We start from the raw sequence: 21,080 nt of genomic DNA on the forward strand, positions 1-21,080 counted from the left end.
CGTGGAATCAGAAGTCAGTCGCGTCGAACTTGTCCATGACCCGCGCACGCTGCACGACGACCCGCTGCTGGACGGGTTGCTGGCGCTCTGCATGCTGCATCAGAAACCGGCCAGCGCGGCGATGCTCACCACCGGCCTGCCGCTGCCCAAGCAGCGGTTGAGCGTCGAATTATTGTCGCGCGCGGCGGCCCGGGCCGGCTTGCAAGGCCGGGTACTGCAACGCCGGCTCGAGCAGATCCCGACCATTGCGATGCCGGCCCTGTTGCTGCTCAAGGACGGTCGCAGTGCCGTGTTGCTGGGCTGGGTCGGTGATGACCAGGCGCGGCTGCTGCTCAGCGAAAGCGACGGCGGCGAAGTGACGGTCAGTCGTGAGTTGCTGGCCGACGACTACAGCGGCAAGGTCTTCTTCGCCCAACCCCAGCACAAATTCGATGTGAACCACGGCACGCTCATTCCCCGGGCGCGCTCGTGGTTTCGCGACACCCTCAAGCGTTCCCGTTGGCTGTACGCCGATGCGATTGCTGCCAGCCTGCTGATCAACATCATCGCCATGGCCGCGCCGCTGTTCGTGATGAACGTCTATGACCGCGTGGTGCCGAACCAGGCCGAGTCGACCCTGTGGGTATTGGCCATCGGCATTACCGGTGCCTATCTGTTCGACCTGATCCTGAAAATGTTGCGCAGCCTGTGCCTGGACCTGGCGGGCAAGAAAACCGACCTGATCATTTCCGCCACGCTGTTCGAGCGTATCGTCGGCATGGCGATGAAATACCGTCCGGCACGGGTCGGCAGCTTTGCCCAGAACATTCATGAGTTCCAGAGCCTGCGGGACTTCCTCGCCTCGCTGACCCTCACCAGCCTGATCGACCTGCCGTTCACTCTGTTGATCTTCATGGTCATCGCGATCATCGGTGGGCACCTGGTGTGGATTCCGGTGCTGGCGTTCCCGATTGCCCTGTTGATCGGCTACGCGTTGCAGAAGCCCCTGGTGGCGACCATGGAACGGACCATGGCCCTGGGCGCCGAGCGCCAGTCCAGCCTGATCGAGACCCTGGCCGGCCTGGATGCGGTGAAGGTCAACAACGCCGAGAGCGAACGCCAATACCAGTGGGAACAGACCATCGGCACCCTCAGCCGTCTCGAGCTGCGGGTAAAAATGCTCTCCGGGCTGGCGATGAACATCACCTTGCTGATCCAGCAACTGGCTGGCGTGATCATGATCGTCTTCGGTGTCTACCTGATCATCGCCGGCAACCTGAGCATGGGGGGGCTGGTTGCCTGCTACATGCTCAGTGGCCGCGCCCTCAGCCCGTTGGCGTCGTTGTCGGGCTTGCTGACCCGCTACCAGCAGGCGCGGGTAACCATGACGTCCGTCGATCAGATGATGGAGCTGCCCCAGGAGCGCAATTTCGACGAGCGCCCGTTGAGCCGCAAGGTCCTGCAGGGCGCCATCGAATGCCGCCAGTTGAATTTCACTTACCCGAACCAGCAGAACCCCGCGCTGAAGAACATCAACCTGGTGATCAAGCCCGGTGAAAAAATCGGCATCATCGGCCGTAGCGGTTCGGGCAAGAGCTCCCTGGCGAAGTTGCTGGTGGGTCTTTACCAGCCGGACGATGGCGCCTTGCTGGTGGACGGCGTGGACATCCGCCAGGTCGATGTCAGCGAGTTGCGCTACAACGTCGGCTATGTCCCTCAGGACATCCAGCTATTGGCCGGCACCCTGCGGGATAACCTGACCTCAGGCGCCCGCTACGTCGAAGACGAGTTGGTGCTCCAGGCCGCCGAACTGGCGGGCGTGCATGAGTTTGCGCGCCTGCATCCACAAGGCTATGAGCTGCAGGTCGGCGAGCGCGGACAGAACCTGTCCGGCGGCCAGCGCCAGAACGTTGCCCTGGCCCGCGCGTTGCTGCTTAACCCACCCATCCTGCTGCTGGACGAACCCACCAGCGCCATGGACAACACCGGTGAGGAGCGCCTCAAGCAGCGCCTGGCCGCGGTGGTGGAGAACAAGACCGTGCTGCTGGTGACGCACCGGGCATCCTTGCTGTCGCTGGTGGATCGCCTGCTGGTGATCGACCGTGGACAGATCCTGGCCGACGGCCCGAAAGCTGCCGTGATGGAAGCGTTGAAGAAGGGGCAGATCAGTGTTGCTTAAGTCGGGTTTCAAGGATTCCGTGAGCCGCTATTTCAAAGGCTCCGCTTCGTTGCACGGCCAGCCCCTGCCGGAGGTCAACAAGGCCCTGATCGAAGACGCCCCGCGAGTGGTGCGCCTGACGATCTGGGGCATCATCGCGTTCTTCGTGTTCCTGGTGCTATGGGCCAACTTCGCCGTGGTCGACGAAGTGACCAAGGGCGATGGCAAGGCGATTCCGTCGTCCAAGATCCAGAAGATCCAGAACCTGGAGGGCGGCATCGTCGCCGAGCTGTTCGTCAAGGAAGGGCAGATCGTCGAGGCCGGTGCGCCTTTGATTCGCCTGGACGACACACGGTTTGTCTCGAATGTGGGGGAAACCGAGGCGGATCGCCTGTCGATGCTGCTGCGGGTCGAGCGATTGAGTGCCGAGGTCGATGACCGGCCGCTGAACTTCCCGGCCGATGTACTCAAGGCTGTGCCGGGTCAGGCCGCCAGTGAAGAGTCGCTGTACATCAGCCGTCGCCAGCAGTTGCACGATGAAATCGGCGGGTTGCAGGAACAACTGGTCCAGCGCCAGCAGGAGTTGCGTGAGTTCGTTTCGAAGCAGGCGCAGTACCGTTCCGGCCTGGCGTTGCAACGCCAGGAAATCAACATGTCCGAACCGCTGGTGGCCCAGGGCGCGGTGTCGCCGGTGGAAGTGTTGCGGCTCAAGCGCGCTGAAGTCGAGACCCGTGGGCAACTGGATGCCACGACGCTGGCGATTCCTCGCGCCGAATCGGCGATCAAGGAAGTGCAACGCAAGATCGACGAGACCCGTGGCAAGTTCCGCAGTGAAGCGCTGACCCAGCTCAACGAGGCGCGTACCGACCTGAACAAGGCCCAGGCGACCGGCAAGGCCCTGGAGGACCGCGTGAGCCGGACCCTGGTAACGTCGCCGGTACGGGGTATCGTTAACAAGATGCTGGTGAACACCATCGGCGGGGTGATCCAGCCCGGCAGCGACCTGGTGGAAATCGTGCCGCTGGACGACACTCTTCTGGTGGAAGCGAAAATCCGTCCCCAGGACATCGCCTTCCTGCACCCCGGCCAGGATGCCACGGTGAAATTCACCGCCTATGACTACACCATCTACGGTGGGCTGAAAGCCAAGCTGGAACAGATCGGTGCCGACACCGTCACCGACGAAGACAAGAAAACCACCTACTACATCATCAAGCTGCGCACCGAGCGCAGCCACCTGGGCACGGATGAAAAACCGCTGCTGATCATCCCAGGCATGGTGGCCTCGGTGGACATCATCACCGGCAAGAAAACCGTGCTCAGCTACCTGCTCAAACCCATCATCAAGGCCCGGGCCGAGGCGTTGCACGAGCGGTAGCCTTGGCTGCTTGAGAACTTGAGTTTGAGTTTGAGAGCTTGAAGCTTTTGTGGCGAGGGAGCTTGCTCCCGCTTGAGTGCGAAGCGCTCATCGCTTTTCAGGGGCCGCTGCGCGACCCAGCGGGAGCAAGCTCCCTCGCCACAGGTTCCGCATGCTGCTCATTTCTATAAACGCCATATAGTTATTCGTTAACGGTATTTAAATTTCGATTTTTATACCTATAAAGTCATACCCCTGCGTACCTGCCGACCAATCGGCGCGCCGCACGACACGAACCCATACGGCCATGCCGTGAGTTTTTGATCGATGCGCGCCCGTGAAGCGCGCCGTGCGTGGGAGTGATGTATGCCAGCCGTTTCCTATTCCTCGGATTTTCCAAGCGGCGAGCATATCGCGTCGCAAAGGTTCGAAATCCGTCCGTTCAACGACGCCGTTGGCGCCGAGATCCTTGGCCTGGACCTGTCCCGGCCGCTCAACGATCAGGATTTCGCCCGTATCCATCGGGCGCATCTGGACCACCACGTCGTAGTGTTCCGCGACCAGCGCATCACCCCCGACCAGCACATCGCCTTCAGCCGTCGTTTTGGCGTGCTGCAGATTCATGTGCTCAAGCAGTTCCTGTTGGCCGGGCATCCGGGAATTCTCATCGTCTCCAATATCATCGAGAACGGCCAGTCCATCGGCCTGGGCGACGCCGGGAAGTTCTGGCATTCCGACCTTTCCTATAAGCCATTGCCCAGCCTGGGGTCGATGCTCCACGCCCAGGAGTTGCCGAGCGAAGGTGGCGACACCCTGTTCGCCGACATGCACAAGGCCTGGGACGGTTTGCCCGAGGCATTGCGTAAAGCGGTGGAGGGCCGTTTGGCGGCGCACTCCTATACGGCGCGCTACAGCGAAAGCAAATTCGAAGGCAACTGGCGACCGACCCTGACACCGGAACAACTGGCCCAGGTCGCCGAAGTCGTCCACCCGATCGTGCGCACCCACCCGGAAACCGGGCGCAAGGCGTTGTTCGTCAGCGAAGGCTTCACCACCCGCATCGTCGGTCTGCCGGAGGACGAAAGCCAAGCGCTGCTGGCCGAGCTGCACGCACACAGCGTGTTGCCCCAGAACATCTATCGCCATCAATGGCAGCCCCACGACTTGGTGTTCTGGGACAACCGTTCATTGATCCATCTGGCTGCCGGTTGCCCAAGTCATCTGCGCCGCAAGTTGTTCCGCACCACCATCCAGGGCGACGCCCCTTTCTGATCGGCTGCGCACGCGCAAAGAGCCCGGAGAATCAACATGTCCAAGCGCATTGCTTTTGCGCCGTTGGCTGCTGCCATCGGCCTGGGATTCAGCCTGCTGGCCGGTAGCCTGGTGGCGCCTTCCAGCGCCCGCGCCGAGGGTGAGATTCGGATCGCCGAGCAGTTCGGCATCGTGTACCTGCTGCTGAACGTGGTCCGTGATCAGCAGTTGATCGAGAAACACGGCAAGCAGGAGGCATCGACATCAAGGTCGACTGGACCCAGTTGTCCGGCGGCGCGGCAGTCAACGATGCGTTACTCTCGGGCTCCATCGACATTGCCGGCGCCGGGGTCGGGCCATTGCTGACCATCTGGGACCGCACCCGCGGTAAGCAGAACGTCAAGGCAGTGGCTTCCCTGGGCAACTTTCCCTATTACCTGTTGAGCAACAACCCCAAGGTCAAGACCATCGCCGACTTCACCGAGCAGGACCGTATCGCGGTGCCTGCGGTGGGCGTTTCGGTGCAGTCACGTTTCCTGCAGTACGCCGCCGCCAAGCAATGGGGTGACAAGGAATTCAATCGCCTGGACAAGTACACCCTGGCCGTTCCGCATCCGGACGCGACGGCGGCTTTGATCGCCGGTGGCACGGAGTTGACCGGGCATTTCTCCAACCCGCCATTCCAGGACCAGGCGCTGCAGAATCCTGGCGTTCACGTGGTGCTCAATTCCTATGATGTATTGGGACCGAACTCGCCCACGGTGCTGTTCGCCACCGAGAAGTTCCGCGATGAGAACCCGAAGACCTACAAGGCGTTCGTCGAGGCGCTGACCGAAGCGGCCGAGTTTGCCCAGAAGGACAAAGGCGCGGCGGCGGATACCTACCTGCGAGTGACCCAGGCCAGGATCGACCGGGCGACGCTGCTGAAAATCATCGAGAACCCGCAGATCGAATTCACGGTCACGCCGAAGAACACCTACCCGCTGGCCGAATTCCTGTACCGCGTCGGCGCGATCAAGAACAAGCCGGCCTCCTGGGAGGATTATTTCTTCCAGGACGCCAAGCCGCTGCAGGGGAGCTGACCGTCATGAACGCGCCATTGCAAGGCCACGCGGCCAGCAGCCCCGCTCGCACCGATACCCCGTTGTTGTCAGTGGATAACGTCAGCCTGGAGTACCGCACCTCGCAGCGTGTGGTGCGGGCCACCCATCGAGTCAGTTTCGACGTCGATCCGGCGGACCGCTTCGTGCTGCTCGGCCCGTCGGGTTGCGGCAAGTCCACGTTGCTCAAGTCTATTGGCGGTTTCATCGCACCGCAGGAAGGCGAGATCCGCCTGCAAGGAGAAGCCGTCAACGCACCAGGGCCCGACCGGGTCGTGGTGTTCCAGGAATTCGATCAACTGCCGCCCTGGAAAACCGTCAAGCAGAATGTGATGTTCGCACTCCTGGCCTCGCGCACCCTCAAGCGCGACGAGGCCGAAGAGCGGGCGTTGCATTACCTGGACAAGGTCGGGTTGGGCGCCTTTGTCGATGCCTATCCTCACACGTTGTCCGGTGGCATGAAGGCCCGTGTCGCCATCGCCAGGGCGCTCGCGATGCAACCGAAGATCCTCTTGATGGACGAGCCCTTCGCCGCCCTCGATGCCCTGACCCGCCGCAAGATGCAGGAGGAATTGCTGCTGCTCTGGGAAGAGGTGCGCTTCACGCTGCTGTTCGTCACTCACTCCATCGAAGAGGCGCTGGTAGTGGGCAATCGTATCCTGCTGCTCTCACCGCATCCGGGGCGTGTACGGGCGGAAATCCACAGCCATCAATTCGATCTGCATAGCCTGGGTGGCGTGGCATTCCAGCAGACGGCCCGGCGGATACATCGGCTGCTGTTCGAGCAAGGCTCCGGCCCTGACACCGAACGAGAGCTGGATTTTGCCGACATCCGTATCGCGTATTGAGAGGGACGAGCCATGAGCCGTTTAGCGCCTGTGCGCGAAGAATATGAAGTTGACCTGCAACCCCTGGCCCACGTCCCACTGGAGCGGGAATTGCCCCTGGGCCAGCGTCTGTTGCAGCAGGGCTGGCTGCGCAAGAGCCTGATCCTTTTGCTGCTGGCGCTGTTGTGGGAGGCGGTGGCCCGGTACCAGAACAATGACCTGTTGCTGCCGGGTTTCCTGCAAACCGCCAGCGCCTTGTACAACGGACTGCTGAGCGGCGAGCTGCCGGGCAAGGTCTGGATTTCCCTGGTGGTGCTGCTCAAGGGGTATCTGCTGGGTATCGTCCTGGCGTTTGGGCTGACGACCCTGGCGGTGTCGACCCAGTTGGGGCGCGACCTGCTCAGCACCCTCACGTCGATGTTCAATCCATTGCCGGCCATCGCCCTGTTGCCACTGGCATTGCTGTGGTTCGGCCTGGGACAGAACAGCCTGATTTTCGTGCTGGTGCATTCGGTGTTGTGGGCGTTGGCGCTGAACATGTACGCGGGGTTTCTCGGTGTATCCGAAACGCTGCGCATGGCCGGGCGCAATTATGGGCTCAAGGGCCTGCGCTTCGTGCTGTTCATCCTGATTCCCGCGGCGCTGCCGTCGATCCTCGCCGGGCTGAAAATCGGCTGGGCCTTTGCCTGGCGTACGTTGATCGCCGCTGAACTGGTGTTCGGCGCCACCAGCGGCAAGGGCGGCCTGGGCTGGTACATCTTCCAGAACCGCAACGAGCTGTACACCGACAAGGTCTTTGCCGGGTTGGCAGTGGTGATCCTGATCGGCTTGCTGGTGGAGAACCTGGTGTTCGACAACCTGGAGCGGGTGACGGTGAAGCGTTGGGGGATGCAACGTTGATGGGGCCCCCGCCATGATGTTCAGGTAAGTGGTTGTCTGGGCGGGCGCCATCGCGAGCAGGCTCGCTCCCACATGGGGCCTGTGATGACGGTGATATCTGCGGTCACACCCATCCCCGGTGGGAGCGAGCCTGCTCGCGATGGCGGACTTCAACCCACCCCAAATAGCCAGGTAAAGCCGCTTTCTTTTCCTTTAGACTTGCAGCCCTCAAGCAAGCCTTCAGGACACGGAATGCCAGCTCCTCCCAGCTCCCTTCGCAAAGCCCTGGTCGCTTGGCTGTATGCCGCAGCCCTGATGCATCTGTTCGTCAGCATCACGCTGACCTGGGCAGGCCATTCGGGCTTGCTCGACGGCTATCTGCACACCCTCGAACAGGCTTTCTGGTCCGGCGCTGCGGTGCCTTTGGCTGCCCGCGCGCAGCAGGTCTGGTGGCTGGCATTGTTCGGCGCCACATTGCAAAGCTATTCGCTGTACATGCTGGCCCTCGTCCACATCGGCAACCGCCTCAAACGCGCGATGCCCTGGGGGTGGTTGATCGCCGGCATTGTGCTCTGGGCGCCCCAGGACATGCTGATCTCTGCCCAGGCGCAGGTCTGGTCGCACCTATGGTTCGACAGCCTTGCGCTGCTGGTATTGCTGCCGCCGCTGTTCTGGCTCTACCGTCATGATCGCTGCAACTCCCTCGTCGACAACCCACTGAATGAGTCAAACCATGGCTGATTTTTCTCTCCTCGACTGGGCGATCACATTGTTGATTGCCCAGGCCGTCCTGGGCGCGCTGGATACCCTCTATCACCATGAACTGACCGTCGCCTTGCCCTATCGCCACAGCGCCCGGCTGGAGCTGTCGATCCATGCCTTGCGTTCGTGCTTCTACGGGATCCTGTTCCTGGGTATCGCCCACCTGGCTTTCCAGGGGACGTGGGCGATTGTCATCGGGCTGTTGTTCGCCCTGGAGATCGGCCTGACGCTCTGGGATTTCGTGGTCGAAGACCGCAGCCGCAAGCTGCCGGCCATCGAGCGCATCATGCACACGGTGCTGGCGGTCAACGGTGGGGCGTTCTTCGCGCTGTACGGGGTGCAACTGGCGCAATGGGCGAGTTTGCCTACCGGCCTGGGTGCCCTCGATCTGGGCTGGCGCGGCTGGTTGCTGACGCTGTTCGCCATTGGCGTCAGCGCCTCGGGTATTCGTGACGGGCTGGCGGCGCTGCGCATGCAGCGCCAGGGCAAGCCTGGCAATCCGTTCGCCGGCGGCGCCCATAAGCGCGTGTTGGTGACCGGCGGCACCGGGTTTATCGGCGAGACGCTGGTCAATCAGTTGCTCGATGCCGGGCACACCGTCAGCGTGTTGGCCCGTGATCCGTTGAAAGCGGCCTATCTGTTCGACGGCCGTGCCCGTTGCCTGCGCTCGCTGAGCAAACTGGGCCACGACGAAATCTTCGATGTGGTGATCAATCTGGCGGGCGCACCGGTGGCAGGTCCGCGCTGGACTCCCAAGCGCCAGGCGCAACTGATTGCCAGCCGAGTCAATACCACCGAAGCGTTGATGACTTGGCTGAAGCATGCCCGGAACAAGCCGGCGCTGTGGGTCCAGGCCTCGGCCATTGGCTTTTATGGCGTGCGTGATGCCAACGAGAGCCTGGATGAGCAGGCGGTCAAGGGCGATGGTTTCATGGCTGAGCTTTGTGCGCGGTGGGAAGCGTCGGCGCTGCCTGCCGTCGAACTGGGCGTGCGTCAGGTGGTGATGCGCCTGGGTGTGGTCTTTGGTCCGGGCGGTGCGTTGTTGCCTTTGCTGATTCCGTTTCGCCTGGGGTTCGGTGGGCGGATGGGCGACGGTCGGCAGATCATGAGCTGGATACACCGCGACGATGTGATCCAGGTGATCGCCCGGGCCTTCGACGACGAGAGCCTGAGTGGCACCTACAACCTGGTGGCGCCGGAGACGGTCAGCCAGGCGACGTTCGCCGAGAGCGTCGGCAGGATTCTCAAGCGCCCGGTATGGTTGCACATCCCTGCCGCACCGGTGCGTGCCCTGGCGGGTGAAATGGCCCAGTTGTTTTTCGACGGCCAACGCGTGGTACCGAGCCGTCTCGCCGAGGCCGGATACAGGTTCCGTTATCCGACCCTCGACGCTGCCCTGCGCGACCTGGCCTGAGGACCGCTCATGAGCAAGCCTTTGATGTACCTGCTGGCCGGCAACGGCAGCGCCGCCGATTGGTGGGACGACGCCTTGCCGCACTTCGAGCGCTACGACGTGGTGCCGCTGGAGCTGCCCGGCTTTGGCGATCATCCACAAGCACCCTGCGAAGATCTGGCCGCCTATGCCCAGGTTTTGCTGGAGATGACGATCCCCGGCAACGCGATCACCGCGGTCGGGGTGAATGCGCTGCTGGTGCTGCATGCGTTGCAGCGTCGGCCAGGGCATTTCTGTCGCAGTGTCTTGCTGGCGCCGGTGGGTGCGTTTTTATGGCAGCGGCGCCTGCCGGCGTTGATGTCGCCCCTGCCGGTGCGCAAAACCATTCATTGGTTGCTGGCAAACAAGCCGACGCTGTTTGCCCGCAAGTTTTCCAACCGGACCTGGACGCCTGCGCAGTACCAGCGCATGGGCGCCGGGTACGCCCGCTGTCGCGCCTTTGTGCCGCACTGGGACCTGGTGCGTGCGGACACCGCGTTGCCGTTGCTGGAATGGATCACCGATCCGGTCGAACTGGTCTGGGGCGACCAGGACAACGTGCTGGGTATCGAACAGGCCGCGGCATGGTCAGCCATTCTCGCCCGCGCCGATCTGACCATCAGCCTGAAACCCGGCTGGGGTCACTATCCCTGGATTGACGCGCCGGGCGAATTCGCCGCGTGGCTGGAGTCGGGCGAGCGAGGGTTTGTCGCACACACCAAGGGTGGGCGCTTGCGCCTGGCGGCGCTGGCTGGGCAAGCGGTGCCCCCGGCGCTGTCGCTCAACGATTGCCAGGATCCGCGCCTGCCGACGTTTCTCGACGGCCAAGCGGACGTGCTCTGGGCGGTGCGCTCCTCCAGTTATGGCGAAGACCAGGCCGATGCGGCGAATGCGGGTCTGAGCACCACCTTTCTGCGGGTAGCGACGCAGGATGTGTCGGGTCGAATTGCCGAATTGAGTGCAACGGGTGTCGAGGAAGTGGTGGTGCAGCGGTTCATCACGCCGCGGCTGTCCGGGATCGCCTTCGTCCGTCACCTGGCTGTCGAGCTGGAGTGGGTCGAAGGTCATCTCGAATCGTTGGCCGACGGTCAGGCGAGCCCCGAGCGCGCGATCATTTCCCGCCTGGGTAAGGCGTGGAACAGCGACACCTTCAAGCCAGCACACGGCCTGACCGCCGATCAGCTATGGCGTTTCCTGCAGGGCGTGTTGCGGGTTTTCCACTATGTGCCTGGCGACGTTGAATGGGCCTGGGACGGCAGCCAGCTCTGGCTGCTGCAGTACCGGCCGATCAGCGATTACGGCTGGCGTCGACACCTGACCGCCGCCAACATCGCCGAGATCCTGCCGCCGCAACCCAGTGTTCTGGTGGAGTATGCCCAGCGTCGTGCAGCCGCGAGCATTCCCGCGATCATGGCACGCTGGGATCCGCGGATATTGCAGGACAACGAACCCTTCACCGCGGTGTTTGGCGGCGCTTCGTACATCAACAACGACTTGTTTCTCGCACGCTTGGCGGACTGGGGCATCAGCGCCAGCCACTACGCGGATGAGGTCGGCGGCGCCACACCGCATCTGCCTTGGCGACCGCTGCGCCTGATCCGTTCGCTGCCGTTGTTCCTGCGTATGCAGCGCATCGCCCGTGGACACCTGCCGACGCTGGAAAACGGTTTGCGACGCTTCGACCGGGAGCTGCTCGAACTGACCGGACAAGGCGCCGATGGGCAGCAATTGGCCGACTGGTTCACCCGCTTCTACGTATTCGTGGTCCAGGGCAACCTGTGCATCGCCACCGCATTGGCCAGCAGCGGTGGCGACTGGCTGGGCCGGCCCCCGACTGCCTATGACAACCTCGAATCCGTCCCGCATCGACTGCCCTGGGAAACCGACCCGGCTACGCTCCGCCCGGCACCGACCGAGTTGCCGTTGCAGGCATTCCCCCAATGGCCCTTGGCGGTTCGCCTGGCCCATTCGAGCGGTCTGCCGGGATTGCGCGGTTACTACCTGCAAGTGCGCGAGTGGTATCGCGACAACCTGATGCGGATTTTCTTTCGCTTGCATCACGCCATGCCGACGGCCGAACGGGCGCATTGGTTTACGCCGCATCCGGACATCCGCAGCCGCGAGGGCAGCTTCTGGCAGGATGGTCGCGAGGGCACCGAGCAAGCGAGCGGATTCCTGATCTACCCGGGACAGGTGCAAGGCATTCTGGGCGAAGACATTCTGCTTGAAGACACCCTGGACCCAGGCCGTCATGCACACTATCAAAACGCCCGGGCGGTGATTGCGCGCATGGGCGGACGCTTGTCCCACGGCTCGACCTTGCTGCGCGAACTGCGCAAACCCTCGGCGGTGCTGCCGCAGGTGAATGCGGCGTGGCTGGGGCGCGAGGTGTTGTATCGGGATGGGGAGTTGACGTTGGTGGAGTAGGGCGCGGCGGGGGGCGAAGGGGTGTGACTACCAGTAATCCGGCTTGATGGTGGGTGCCTTGTGGGTGGGGACCCGGTTGGGGAATTGGTGAGATTGGAGCTCGTCGCAAGTGACAATACGGCGCATCCAATGGGCATGTTCTTTCAAGGATCCGGGGGCAAGACGTTTGGAGCCGGTTCGGTAGGGGAGCACTACGCCGATTCTGAGATGGGGAAAATCTTCACGAACTGCTCTCAAGGCTGGAGCCATATCAGTGTCGCCAGACACCAGCACAAGCTGCTCGACACGCTTTCCCCATGGCAACATCTCTTGTCTGGAAGCTACGCGATACATGCTGATTGCAATGTGGACGTCTGTTTCCTTTTCTTCAAGCTTCCAGATAGCAACCGTGTCCTGGCGTGAGGCATTGACCTTTTTACTGATAAAGCGGGGCGCATTGGCTCGTTCGAGCTGATGGCGTCCATAGTGGACGGTAACCTGGTTGGCCTTCAGGGCGCGGACATAAGCGTCTTGGGCTTCTTTGGAGACGATCCCCCGGGTTGCCAATTCCGGTTTGACGGAGGACATGAAGTAATCAACGGAGACAAGTGAACTCTGAGGATTCTCAACCCGGGCTATATGCGCTAGCAACTGTGCCAAGTTCAACCATTTATAAGGTGTACCGGCGAGCAACCCATAAAAAACGTTATAGCCGTCAACGAAAAAAGCGGTGCGCACAAACTCAATCCCCAGAAACGAAAAAACCGGCCGAAGCCGGTGTTTTCACCCCAACGGCCAGAGAACTTAATCTCTGCGTACGGGGTTGAGCAGTGGGCAAATCCTAATCTGGGATGATCTTGCGTCAACCGTGGACGGGTAAGCTCCAGCACCGGCAGGTTGAGTGTTGTGCGGCTTTATGGCTTGGGGGCAAGGTATTTTTGAGCCGATTTATCAAAGTGTATTTCAATGATTTTCCGTAAGGTTGGTATTTGTTTAAAGGCTGAATAAAGCCATCACCTATTACTGATTAGAGCGAGCGGATCTGCCTAAACCCTTGTGGGATTTGATACCAGCCAACGTCAGCAAAAAACCAAGCACCTTTCGGCCCTTCTTCCAGCGTTTTTGAAACAAGAGATTTCCCCATCCTGACAGCAACGCCCTTGACGCTCCCCACCGCTGTCGTAGACTCCGACCATCCGTCAGGGAGTAACGGTCATGCAGCGTTTTGGCAGTTGGGTTGTGGGATTGACCTTTGTAGCGTGCGTAGTCCAGGCGCAGACGCCTGTGGCGGACGATCCGCTGCTCGAGGGCAACGGCGCGGCCGGTGTGTCGGGTGGCAACGAGGCGCGAGGGGTGCTTCGGGCGAAGGATCAGGCGGTGCTGGCCAGTGAGTTGGCCGGACGTATCGTCGAATTGCCTTTCAGTGAGGGCGAGTCGTTCAAGAAGGGCGATACCCTCGCGCGGTTCGATTGCTCGGCCTATCAGGCCCAGCTCAATGCGGCTCAGGCGGCGAGCCGGGGTGCCAGCGAGGAGCTGGCGCATAACCGGCAACTGGCGGAATTGAAGTCCGTCGGGCGTTTCGAAGTTTCACGGGCCGAGGCTCGGGTCAGCGAGACCCAGGCGCAATCCCAGGTGTATCAGGTTCAGGTCAAGCGCTGCAGTGTGATCGCACCGTTCGATGGGCAGGTGGTGGCGCGCAAGGTCCAGCGCTATGAAAGCGTGGCGGCCGGCGCACCGTTGCTGGATGTGGTCGACAACCGCACCCTGGAGATTCATCTGCTGGTACCGTCGCGCTGGATGGGCAAGCTCAAGCCGGGCCAATCCTTTACGTTCATTCCCGACGAAACCGGCCGGCCGCTGCAAGCGACGGTCAAGCGCCTTGGCGCACGTATCGATGAGGGCAGCCAGACCTTGCTGCTGGTGGCGAGCCTGCCTGACGCCAGTGGCCTGCTGTCCGGCATGAGCGGCACGGCGCGTTTCCCGGAGTCCAAGTGAACGCGCCGGTCATGGGCAGCGCCGAGCAGGTGTTTGCCCGCTTCCTCGATCTGGAGCGCCAGACGCGAGCCGCGCGTAACCCGGCGCAACTGAGCTACAGCCTGGTCAACGATGGTCAGGCGCTGTTCGGGTTTCGCCATGCCGCCCTGTTGATTGCCGGCAAGGTGCAGGCGGTGACCGGTATCAGTGCCGTGGAGCCGAATGCGCCCTTTGTGGCGTTTGTCGAGCAGGCGGTGGCGCAGCTATTCAAGCAAGGCGTGCTGAAGCAGGCCCGGGTGATTGCCGCCGATGGCGTGAGCGAAGCCGTTCAGGCGGACTGGCGAAGCCTGTCGGCCGCGCAGGTATTCTGGCTGCCGTTGATCGATCACAAGGGTCTGGTTTTCGGTGGCCTGTGGCTGGCTCGCGACCTGCCTTGGACCCCGGCCGAGCAAGTGCTGTTGTCGCAACTGGGCGACACCTACAGCCACGCCTGGCTGGCGTTGCAACCACGTAAGCCGTGGCGCCTGCGGTGGACGCGTAAACGCCAGGTGGCGCTGGTGGCGGTGTTGTTGCTGGGCTTGCTGGTCCCGGTGCGCCAGTCGGTATTGGCCCCGGCTGAAGTGGTGCCGCTGGGTGGTCAGGTGGTGGCGGCGCCGCTGGACGGCGTGATCGCCGAATTCATGGTCAAGCCCAACCAGGCCGTCAAGAACGGCGACCTGTTGCTGCGTTTCGAAAGCACCACCCTCAAGGCCCAGGCCGATGTGGCCGAGCGCGCGTTGGACGTGGCCGAGGCAGAGCTCAAGGCCAATTCCCAGCGCTCATTTGCCGATGCCGAATCGAGCTCCAAGATCGACCTGTTGGCGGCCCGCGTCGAACAGAAACGTGCCGAGCGCAACTATGCCCTCGAGTTGCTCAAGCGCAGTGAAGTTCGCGCCGAGCGGGATGGCATCGCGGTGTTTGCCGATGTCGAACGCTGGCTCGGCAAGCCGGTGCAGACCGGCGAGCGCTTGATGGAAATTGCCGACCCCAACCAGGCCGAGCTGCGCATCGAGCTGGCGGTGGGCGATGCGATAAGCCTGGCTCCTGGTGCGCAAGTCGCGTTGTTTCTCGACAGCGATCCGTTGCAGCGGCATGTGGCCTGGCTCGAGCGTTCGGCCTACGAGGCGCAACCCACGGCTGCGGGACAGCTTGCTTATCGATTGGATGCGCGCTTCGATGCAGCGGCGCCGCGCATTGGCCTGCGTGGCACGGCGAAGATCTTTGGTGATCGCGCCCCGCTGGCGCTGTACCTGTTGCGTCGGCCACTGGCCGGCCTGCGCCAGAGCGTAGGTCTGTAGCATGGAGTTGCCGAGCCTGCGACCGGACCTGCAATTATCCCCGGCCGCCCCGGACCCGGACGGCTCGCCGCAATGGACCCTGGCCGATCCGGTGCGTGGGCGTTATTTCAAGCTCGGCGCGGCGGCGATGCGCCTGTTGCGCCACTGGTCCCTTGGCGATCCTGCGCAAGTGCTGCATGCCGCGAACCGTGAGCCGGGCTTGCCGCTTACAGGGGAGTCGCTGGAGCAGTTGTTGGGCTTTCTGCGCGGTCACGATCTGATCAGCGCGATGGACCCGCAACAGCGCGACAGTTATCAATTCAAGACGGCTGCCCGGCGCCAGAGCCTGTGGCAGATTCTGTTGCATCAATACCTGTTTTTCCGCATCCCGCTGTGGCGTCCGGATACCTTTCTCAATCGTGCCTGGCCCTGGCTCGCCCGGTTCGGTCCTGGCCTGCTGCGTTATGGCATGCCGCTGACCTTGGGCTTGGGTATTTTCCTGGTGTCGCGGGACTGGCAGCGCTTCGTGGCGACGTTCCCGCACCTGTTCAGCCTGGGCGGCGCGCTGGCGTTCGGGGTGGCGCTGTTCTTCGCCAAGTTGTGCCATGAGTTCGGCCATGCCTTCATGGCCAAGCGCGCCGGTTGCCGTGTGCAAAGCATGGGCGTGGCATTCATGGTGCTGTTGCCGATGTTCTATACCGATGTCAGCGATGCCTGGCGGGTCAATGATCGGCGTGCCCGCCTGCTGATCGGTGCCGGCGGGGTCCTGGCGGAACTGTTGCTGGCGTGTATCGCGCTGCTGGCCTGGTCGTTGCTGCCCGATGGCCCGGCGCGGACCGCGGCGTTCATGCTGGCCAGTGCCACCTGGATCACGACGCTGGTCATCAACCTGAACCCGTTCATGCGCTTCGATGGTTATTTCCTGCTCAGTGATTTCTGGGCGGTGGATAACCTCCAGGGGCGGGCGTTCGCCCTGTGTCGCTGGCGCCTGCGCGAAGCCCTGTTCGGTTATGGCGTGGCGGCACCGGAACCCTGGTCGCCGAAAATGCGCCGCCGCTTGCTGGTGTGGGGATACGGCTCCTGGTTGTGGCGTGCCGCTTTGTTTTTCGGCATCGCCCTGGCGGTCTATCACCTGTTCTTCAAGGTGCTGGGCATTTTCCTGATGATGGTGGAATTGGTCTGGTTCATTTTCATGCCGATCGTGAATGAATGGCGACAGTGGTGGCAGCGCCGCGAGCAGGCCCATGGGCCACGGGTGCTACTGACTGGTTTGGTCTTGCTGGCGTTGGTCCTGGCCTTGCTGTTGCCCTGGCGCAGCGCCGTGGAAGTGCCGGCGATGCTTGAGGCCGGACGGGCCAGTGCCTTGTACGCGCCGGTGGCGGCACGGGTCAAACAGGTGAATGTGCACGATGGGCAGGTCGTGGCCCAGGGTGATGTGCTGATTGAACTGGAGTCGCCGGACATGGCGTCACGCCTGAGCATCGTGCGCCGGGAAATCGAGATCCAGCAATTGCAGATGCGTCGCCGGGCCGGCCGTAGCGAAACCGCCGCCGACGCGGGCATCGTCGAGCAGCAACTGGCCGAAGCTGTTGCCGAGTACCGTGGTCTGGTCGCCCAACGAGAGCGTCTGTTGCTGCGTGCGCCCCATGCCGGTCAGGTGCGTGACCTGCTGCCGCAATTGGCGGTAGGCCGCTGGTTGTCACCTACGCAACCGTTGGTGCGAGTGGTGCAGGCCGATGCCCGTCTGCGCGGCTACCTCACGGAGGCCGAGCTTTGGCGGGTCGGGCCTGGTGCCACAGGGCGATTCATCGCTGATGATCCGATGCACCCTTCGATTGCCGTACAACTGAATGAAGTCGACACCAACGGCACAGCCTGGGTCGAGCAGCAGGCGTTGACGTCCGATCATCATGGCCCGATTGCCGTGCGCCGGGATTCGCAGCAGCGGGCCGAGCCCGTGCAGGCGCAATATGGCGTGCGCCTGAGCGTCGTAGATGACGAGGCTGCGCCGCTGCAACCGCTGCGTGGCGTGGTGGTGTTGCAGGGGCAGGGTGAATCGATACTGGGAGCGGCCTGGCGTCGGTTGGCGGCGTTGGGTGTGAGGGAAAGCGGGTTTTAAGGAGCGTACATGGAGTCAGTAGCGGCAGAGGGACTGGTGGTGCGGCCGTCGCGGGTCAGCGACGGTCCGTTTTTGCAGAGCCTTTATCAGGCGGCGCGGCCGGATCTGCAATGGATCGATGGCGAGCATGAGCAAGTGCAGCAGGTGATCGCCCAGCAGTTCCAGGTGCAGGAGCAGGGCCTGGGGGACAACTTTCCCAACGCCATGCATTACGTCGTGGAAAAACTCGGCACCGCCATCGGCGCCTTGAGCACCGATTTCGGTCCCAATGAAATTCGTGTGCTGTACCTGGCCTTCATTCCCCAGGCGCGCGGTCAGGGCTATGGCCGGACGGTGTTGCAAGGGGTGCAGAAAGCCGCGCAACAGATCCGCTGCCCGGTGGCGACCGTGGTCTGGGCCAGCAACCCTCACGCACGGCGGCATTACCTGGCGCTGGGCTTCGAAGTGCAGGAGCGCAACCCGGCGGCGGAGCGGTTGGTCTGGTATCCGAAAGGCAACTGACGGGGCATGATTGAGACAAATATCCCCTGGGCCCCTGTAGGAGCTGTCGAGCGCAGCGAGGCTGCGATCTTTTGATCTTTTGATCTTTCGCGTGAGACTCAAGTGTCAGGGGAAAGATCGCAGCCTCGCTACGCTCGACAGCTCCTACGGGTACAGGACTGCACCCTCCGAGGGTTGTCAGTTACGGGATGGGAACAGCCCATTCAGGGCGACGCTGAAGTTGACGGCCAGAAATGGGTTCATGATTGACATCGGCAAGCCATTGCCCGTGGGGGCAACCGTACCGCTGACCGTCGTACTCACGCCTTTGAGCGGCACCGGCGAGGCGCCTATCTGGTCGGAATAGATATTCGCCGCGCCCGGCCCGGTCCCCGACGTGCCAATGAAGGAGTTGGTCGCCGTGGGCGCGCTCACCGGATTGCTGGCCGGGTTCGCCAGTTGCAGGGTAGTTGCGGCGGTGATGCCCGTAAGGGCGTGGGTGTGGTTGGGCAGGTTGTTCAGTGTCGCGGTGACATTTTCGGTGCCGGAAACCTCGCCAATGACCCGTGGAGTCAGGCCCAGGCCATTGCCCTGACCTATGGGCAGGCGGCCTTGCAGGTTGGGGAGCATGAAGTTGGTCGAGCCATTGCCTCCGTAGTAGGTGCCGAGCAATGAGAACAGCGCCTGGTACTGCGAGATGCCGAGCGTCTGCCCGCTACACAGCGCCCAACCGCTGGGTGCGAAATTAAAGGCAAACGGCTGGATAGTGCCCATGAATACTTCCATAGATTCCTCGTCCCTCAGGTTATCGTTCTGGTGTTGCCAGGGGAGAAGATTGCGTTCAGCCCGATTCCTTCATTCCCTGGCCTGGTCACGCATGGCTGAGCGTAGACGCGGTTGCCGCGCTCTGCCGGGTGGATCTTCACTACAGATCCCACACTAATTGAACGCGATATAGAAATACCCCACTGCCGGATCCCGTCCCATGGGCGGCACCCGCGACACGAACACCCCTTCCAGTCTGCCCAGTTCGGGCACTTCCAGCGTGCACAACCCGTCTACGAAATCAGTGGGCTGCAAGCTGTTGAATTCCACACTGAACGGCATGCGCTCTGTATTCGGCATTTTCGCCCGAGGCGTCTCCTCGAGGGTTTCGATCCGCACGGGCAAGCAACTGCCGTCGGGCAGGGTCAGGCTGCTGGTCTGGCCCAGCAGTGGTTGGAAATGGTGGCTATGAACCTGTTGTAGCATAGCGGTGCTCCAAATGGCCGAGGTCTAAACTCCTCCGGCGAGTCTTCAGTTTCGGGACGGGAAATAGCCTTGCAGGGCGATGCTGAAGTTGATCGCCAGGAATGGGTTCATGATCGCCATCGGTGTGCTGCCGCCCGCGGGAGCAACCGTACCGCTGACCGTCGTGGTCACACCTTGCAGCGGTACCGGCGAGGCACCTACCTGGTCGGAATAGATATTCGCCGCGCCTGGCCCGGTGCCCGAGGTGCCGATGAACGAGTTGGTGGCCGTTGGCGTGTTCACCGGGTTGCTGGCCGGGTTCGCCAGTTGCAGGGTGGTTGCGGCGGTGATGCCCGTAAGGGCGTGGGTGTGGTTGGGCAGGTTGTTCAGTGTCGCCGTGACGTTTTCGGTGCCGGAGACGGTGCCGATCACCCGAGGGGTCAGGCCCAGGCCGTTGCCCTGGCCAATGGGCAACCGACCTTGCAGGTTGGGCAGCAGAAAGGTGGTCTGGCCGTCGCCTCCGTAAGTCACGCCGATCAGGGCGAACAAGGTCTGGTACTGGGCAAGACTGAGCGTCTGCCCGTTGCACAGGGCCCAGTCCCTGGGTGCGAAGTTAAAGGCGAACGACTGGATAGTGCCGATGAATACTTCCATAGAATCCTCATCCTTCAGGTTATTGGTCTGCGGTACCTGGCGGATACAACGGGCAAAGATGCGATCACCTGGCCTGGTCGCGCACGGCTGAGCGTAGACGGGGTTATTTCATTCTGCCGGGTCGCAAGGACCGAAAACTGCTGCCGCCTGGCTTAATCGATTCAGGCTTGGGTGGATCTATACCGTCCATCTTTTTTACAGGTTCAGGCGTGTTTGATATCAAAGTAGTACTAGTCGAGGTTGGATTCCTCGTCTACGCTTCGGACACAAAGGGACTACAAACGGTGAAGGGATTGTCACAGTTTCACTTTATCTCCGGTCTACCGCGCTCAGGCTCGACCCTGCTTTCCGCGATTCTGTTGCAGAACCCGCGCTTTCACGCCGGCATGACCAGCCCCGTCGGTACGCTGTTCAGCAGCGTGTTGCAGCAGTGCAGCGCCGGCAGCGAATTCGGTTCGGTGATCGACACCGAACTGCGCCGTCGTCTGCTGAGTGGGCTGTTCGACTCGTACTATGCCGACAAGGCCGACAAGCCCGTCATCTTCGACACCAACCGCCAGTGGTGCGCGCGTTTGCCGGCGCTGCAGGATCTGTTTCCCCAAGCCAAGACCATCGCCTGCGTGCGCAACGTCGCCTGGGTGCTCGACAGCCTGGAACGGCTCTACCGCGCCAACCCGTTCGAAAACACCAAGCTGTTCAATGACGACGACGAGCGCAACACCGTCTACAGCCGCTGCGAGACCCTGGCCCAGCGCAATCGCCTGGTGGGGTTCGCCTGGACGGCGCTCAAGGAAGCCTATTACGGCGAAAACGCCGAGTCGTTGCTGATCGTCGATTACGACCTGTTGAGCCAGGCGCCCGAACGGGTGATGCGGCTGGTCTATGAGTTCATCGACGAACCCTGGTTCGAACACGATTTCAATCACTTGACCTACGACGCACCGGCCTTCGATCAGGCCCTGGGCGTTGCCGGCCTGCACAAGGTCAAGCCCAGGGTTGCGCCGCAAGCGCGACGGACCCTGTTGCCGCCGGATCTGTTCGAGAAGTTTGCCGAGTTGTCGTTCTGGCGCGATGGGTCTGCCAGCGCGGCCAATGTCATTCGTATGAAAACCGACGCTGCGATCAGCTGATCGCGGTTTTTTTCATTTGCGTGTTC

Annotated in this window: 17 protein-coding genes and 1 pseudogene; 14 read left to right on the top strand and 4 right to left on the bottom strand. The window is 62.2% G+C overall.

What is annotated here, in order from left to right:
- Nucleotide 1: 1 nt before the first annotated feature.
- The 9 genes and pseudogenes from LOY67_RS00955 to LOY67_RS00995 all read left to right on the top strand — a co-directional run bounded on the left by LOY67_RS00955 (nucleotide 2) and on the right by LOY67_RS00995 (nucleotide 12,172).
- On the top strand, nucleotides 2-2,158 hold the full coding sequence (locus tag LOY67_RS00955; protein WP_265065535.1) for a type I secretion system permease/ATPase: 2,157 nt from the start codon (nucleotides 2-4) through the stop codon (nucleotides 2,156-2,158).
- Entirely contained in the window at nucleotides 2,148-3,515 is a 1,368-nt protein-coding gene (locus tag LOY67_RS00960; protein WP_265065536.1) for an HlyD family type I secretion periplasmic adaptor subunit, read from the top strand. Before LOY67_RS00955 ends, LOY67_RS00960 begins: the two co-directional genes overlap by 11 nt.
- A 345-nt stretch (nucleotides 3,516-3,860) precedes the next feature.
- Entirely contained in the window at nucleotides 3,861-4,766 is a 906-nt protein-coding gene (locus LOY67_RS00965; protein ID WP_265065537.1) for a TauD/TfdA dioxygenase family protein, read from the top strand.
- A gap of 36 nt (nucleotides 4,767-4,802) precedes the next feature.
- Nucleotides 4,803-5,827: pseudogene (locus tag LOY67_RS00970) on the top strand (ABC transporter substrate-binding protein).
- 5 nt (nucleotides 5,828-5,832) lie between these two features.
- Nucleotides 5,833-6,693, top strand: coding sequence for an ABC transporter ATP-binding protein (locus LOY67_RS00975; RefSeq protein WP_265065538.1), 861 nt, complete (start codon nucleotides 5,833-5,835; stop codon nucleotides 6,691-6,693).
- Between the two features lie 12 nt (nucleotides 6,694-6,705).
- Nucleotides 6,706-7,572 carry an ABC transporter permease gene (locus LOY67_RS00980; RefSeq protein WP_265065539.1) on the top strand — a complete coding sequence of 289 codons (867 nt, stop codon included), beginning with the start codon at nucleotides 6,706-6,708 and terminating at the stop codon, nucleotides 7,570-7,572.
- Nucleotides 7,573-7,803: 231 nt separating this feature from the next.
- Nucleotides 7,804-8,292 carry a cell division protein gene (locus tag LOY67_RS00985; RefSeq protein WP_265065540.1) on the top strand — a complete coding sequence of 163 codons (489 nt, stop codon included), beginning with the start codon at nucleotides 7,804-7,806 and terminating at the stop codon, nucleotides 8,290-8,292.
- Nucleotides 8,285-9,727: a TIGR01777 family oxidoreductase gene (locus LOY67_RS00990; RefSeq protein WP_265065541.1), complete on the top strand. Its 1,443-nt coding sequence runs from the start codon at nucleotides 8,285-8,287 to the stop codon at nucleotides 9,725-9,727. Before LOY67_RS00985 ends, LOY67_RS00990 begins: the two co-directional genes overlap by 8 nt.
- 9 nt (nucleotides 9,728-9,736) lie before the next feature.
- Nucleotides 9,737-12,172, top strand: coding sequence for an alpha/beta fold hydrolase (locus tag LOY67_RS00995; RefSeq protein ID WP_265065542.1), 2,436 nt, complete (start codon nucleotides 9,737-9,739; stop codon nucleotides 12,170-12,172).
- A 27-nt stretch (nucleotides 12,173-12,199) separates the two neighbouring features.
- On the opposite strand, the gene LOY67_RS01000 is transcribed toward LOY67_RS00995, so the two are convergent.
- On the bottom strand, nucleotides 12,200-12,889 hold the full coding sequence (locus LOY67_RS01000) for an NYN domain-containing protein (RefSeq protein WP_265065543.1): 690 nt from the start codon (nucleotides 12,887-12,889) through the stop codon (nucleotides 12,200-12,202).
- Nucleotides 12,890-13,366: 477 nt separating this feature from the next.
- Between LOY67_RS01000 and LOY67_RS01005 the strand changes: the two genes are divergently transcribed.
- The 4 genes from LOY67_RS01005 to LOY67_RS01020 are packed head-to-tail and all read left to right on the top strand — an operon-like array spanning nucleotide 13,367 to nucleotide 18,061.
- The gene (locus LOY67_RS01005) at nucleotides 13,367-14,146 is read left to right on the top strand and encodes an efflux RND transporter periplasmic adaptor subunit (protein ID WP_265065544.1); all 780 of its coding nucleotides are present in this window, start codon (nucleotides 13,367-13,369) and stop codon (nucleotides 14,144-14,146) included.
- Nucleotides 14,143-15,462, top strand: coding sequence for an efflux RND transporter periplasmic adaptor subunit (locus LOY67_RS01010; protein WP_265065545.1), 1,320 nt, complete (start codon nucleotides 14,143-14,145; stop codon nucleotides 15,460-15,462). The genes LOY67_RS01005 and LOY67_RS01010 overlap by 4 nt, the downstream gene beginning before the upstream one ends.
- 1 nt (nucleotide 15,463) lies before the next feature.
- Nucleotides 15,464-17,560: a biotin/lipoyl-binding protein gene (locus LOY67_RS01015; protein ID WP_265065546.1), complete on the top strand. Its 2,097-nt coding sequence runs from the start codon at nucleotides 15,464-15,466 to the stop codon at nucleotides 17,558-17,560.
- 9 nt (nucleotides 17,561-17,569) lie between these two features.
- Nucleotides 17,570-18,061: a GNAT family N-acetyltransferase gene (locus LOY67_RS01020; protein WP_265065547.1), complete on the top strand. Its 492-nt coding sequence runs from the start codon at nucleotides 17,570-17,572 to the stop codon at nucleotides 18,059-18,061.
- Nucleotides 18,062-18,238: 177 nt separating this feature from the next.
- Here the strand turns inward: LOY67_RS01020 and LOY67_RS01025 are convergent, their stop codons facing one another.
- The 3 genes from LOY67_RS01025 to LOY67_RS01035 form a co-directional block, all read right to left on the bottom strand.
- Complete coding sequence (locus LOY67_RS01025) at nucleotides 18,239-18,826, bottom strand: phage tail protein (protein ID WP_265065548.1); 588 nt, start codon at nucleotides 18,824-18,826, stop codon at nucleotides 18,239-18,241.
- A gap of 153 nt (nucleotides 18,827-18,979) precedes the next feature.
- A complete protein-coding gene (locus LOY67_RS01030; RefSeq protein WP_265065549.1) occupies nucleotides 18,980-19,291 on the bottom strand; it encodes a DUF6916 family protein in 312 nt (103 codons plus the stop codon).
- Between the two features lie 45 nt (nucleotides 19,292-19,336).
- Nucleotides 19,337-19,924, bottom strand: coding sequence for a phage tail protein (locus tag LOY67_RS01035; RefSeq protein ID WP_265065550.1), 588 nt, complete (start codon nucleotides 19,922-19,924; stop codon nucleotides 19,337-19,339).
- Nucleotides 19,925-20,208: 284 nt separating this feature from the next.
- Here LOY67_RS01035 and LOY67_RS01040 point away from each other — a divergent pair, with 284 nt between their 5' ends.
- A complete protein-coding gene (locus LOY67_RS01040) occupies nucleotides 20,209-21,054 on the top strand; it encodes a sulfotransferase family protein (protein ID WP_265065551.1) in 846 nt (281 codons plus the stop codon).
- The last annotated feature ends 26 nt before the right edge of the window (nucleotides 21,055-21,080 follow it).

This window comes from Pseudomonas sp. B21-056 (assembly GCF_026016325.1).
GTDB lineage: Bacteria > Pseudomonadota > Gammaproteobacteria > Pseudomonadales > Pseudomonadaceae > Aquipseudomonas.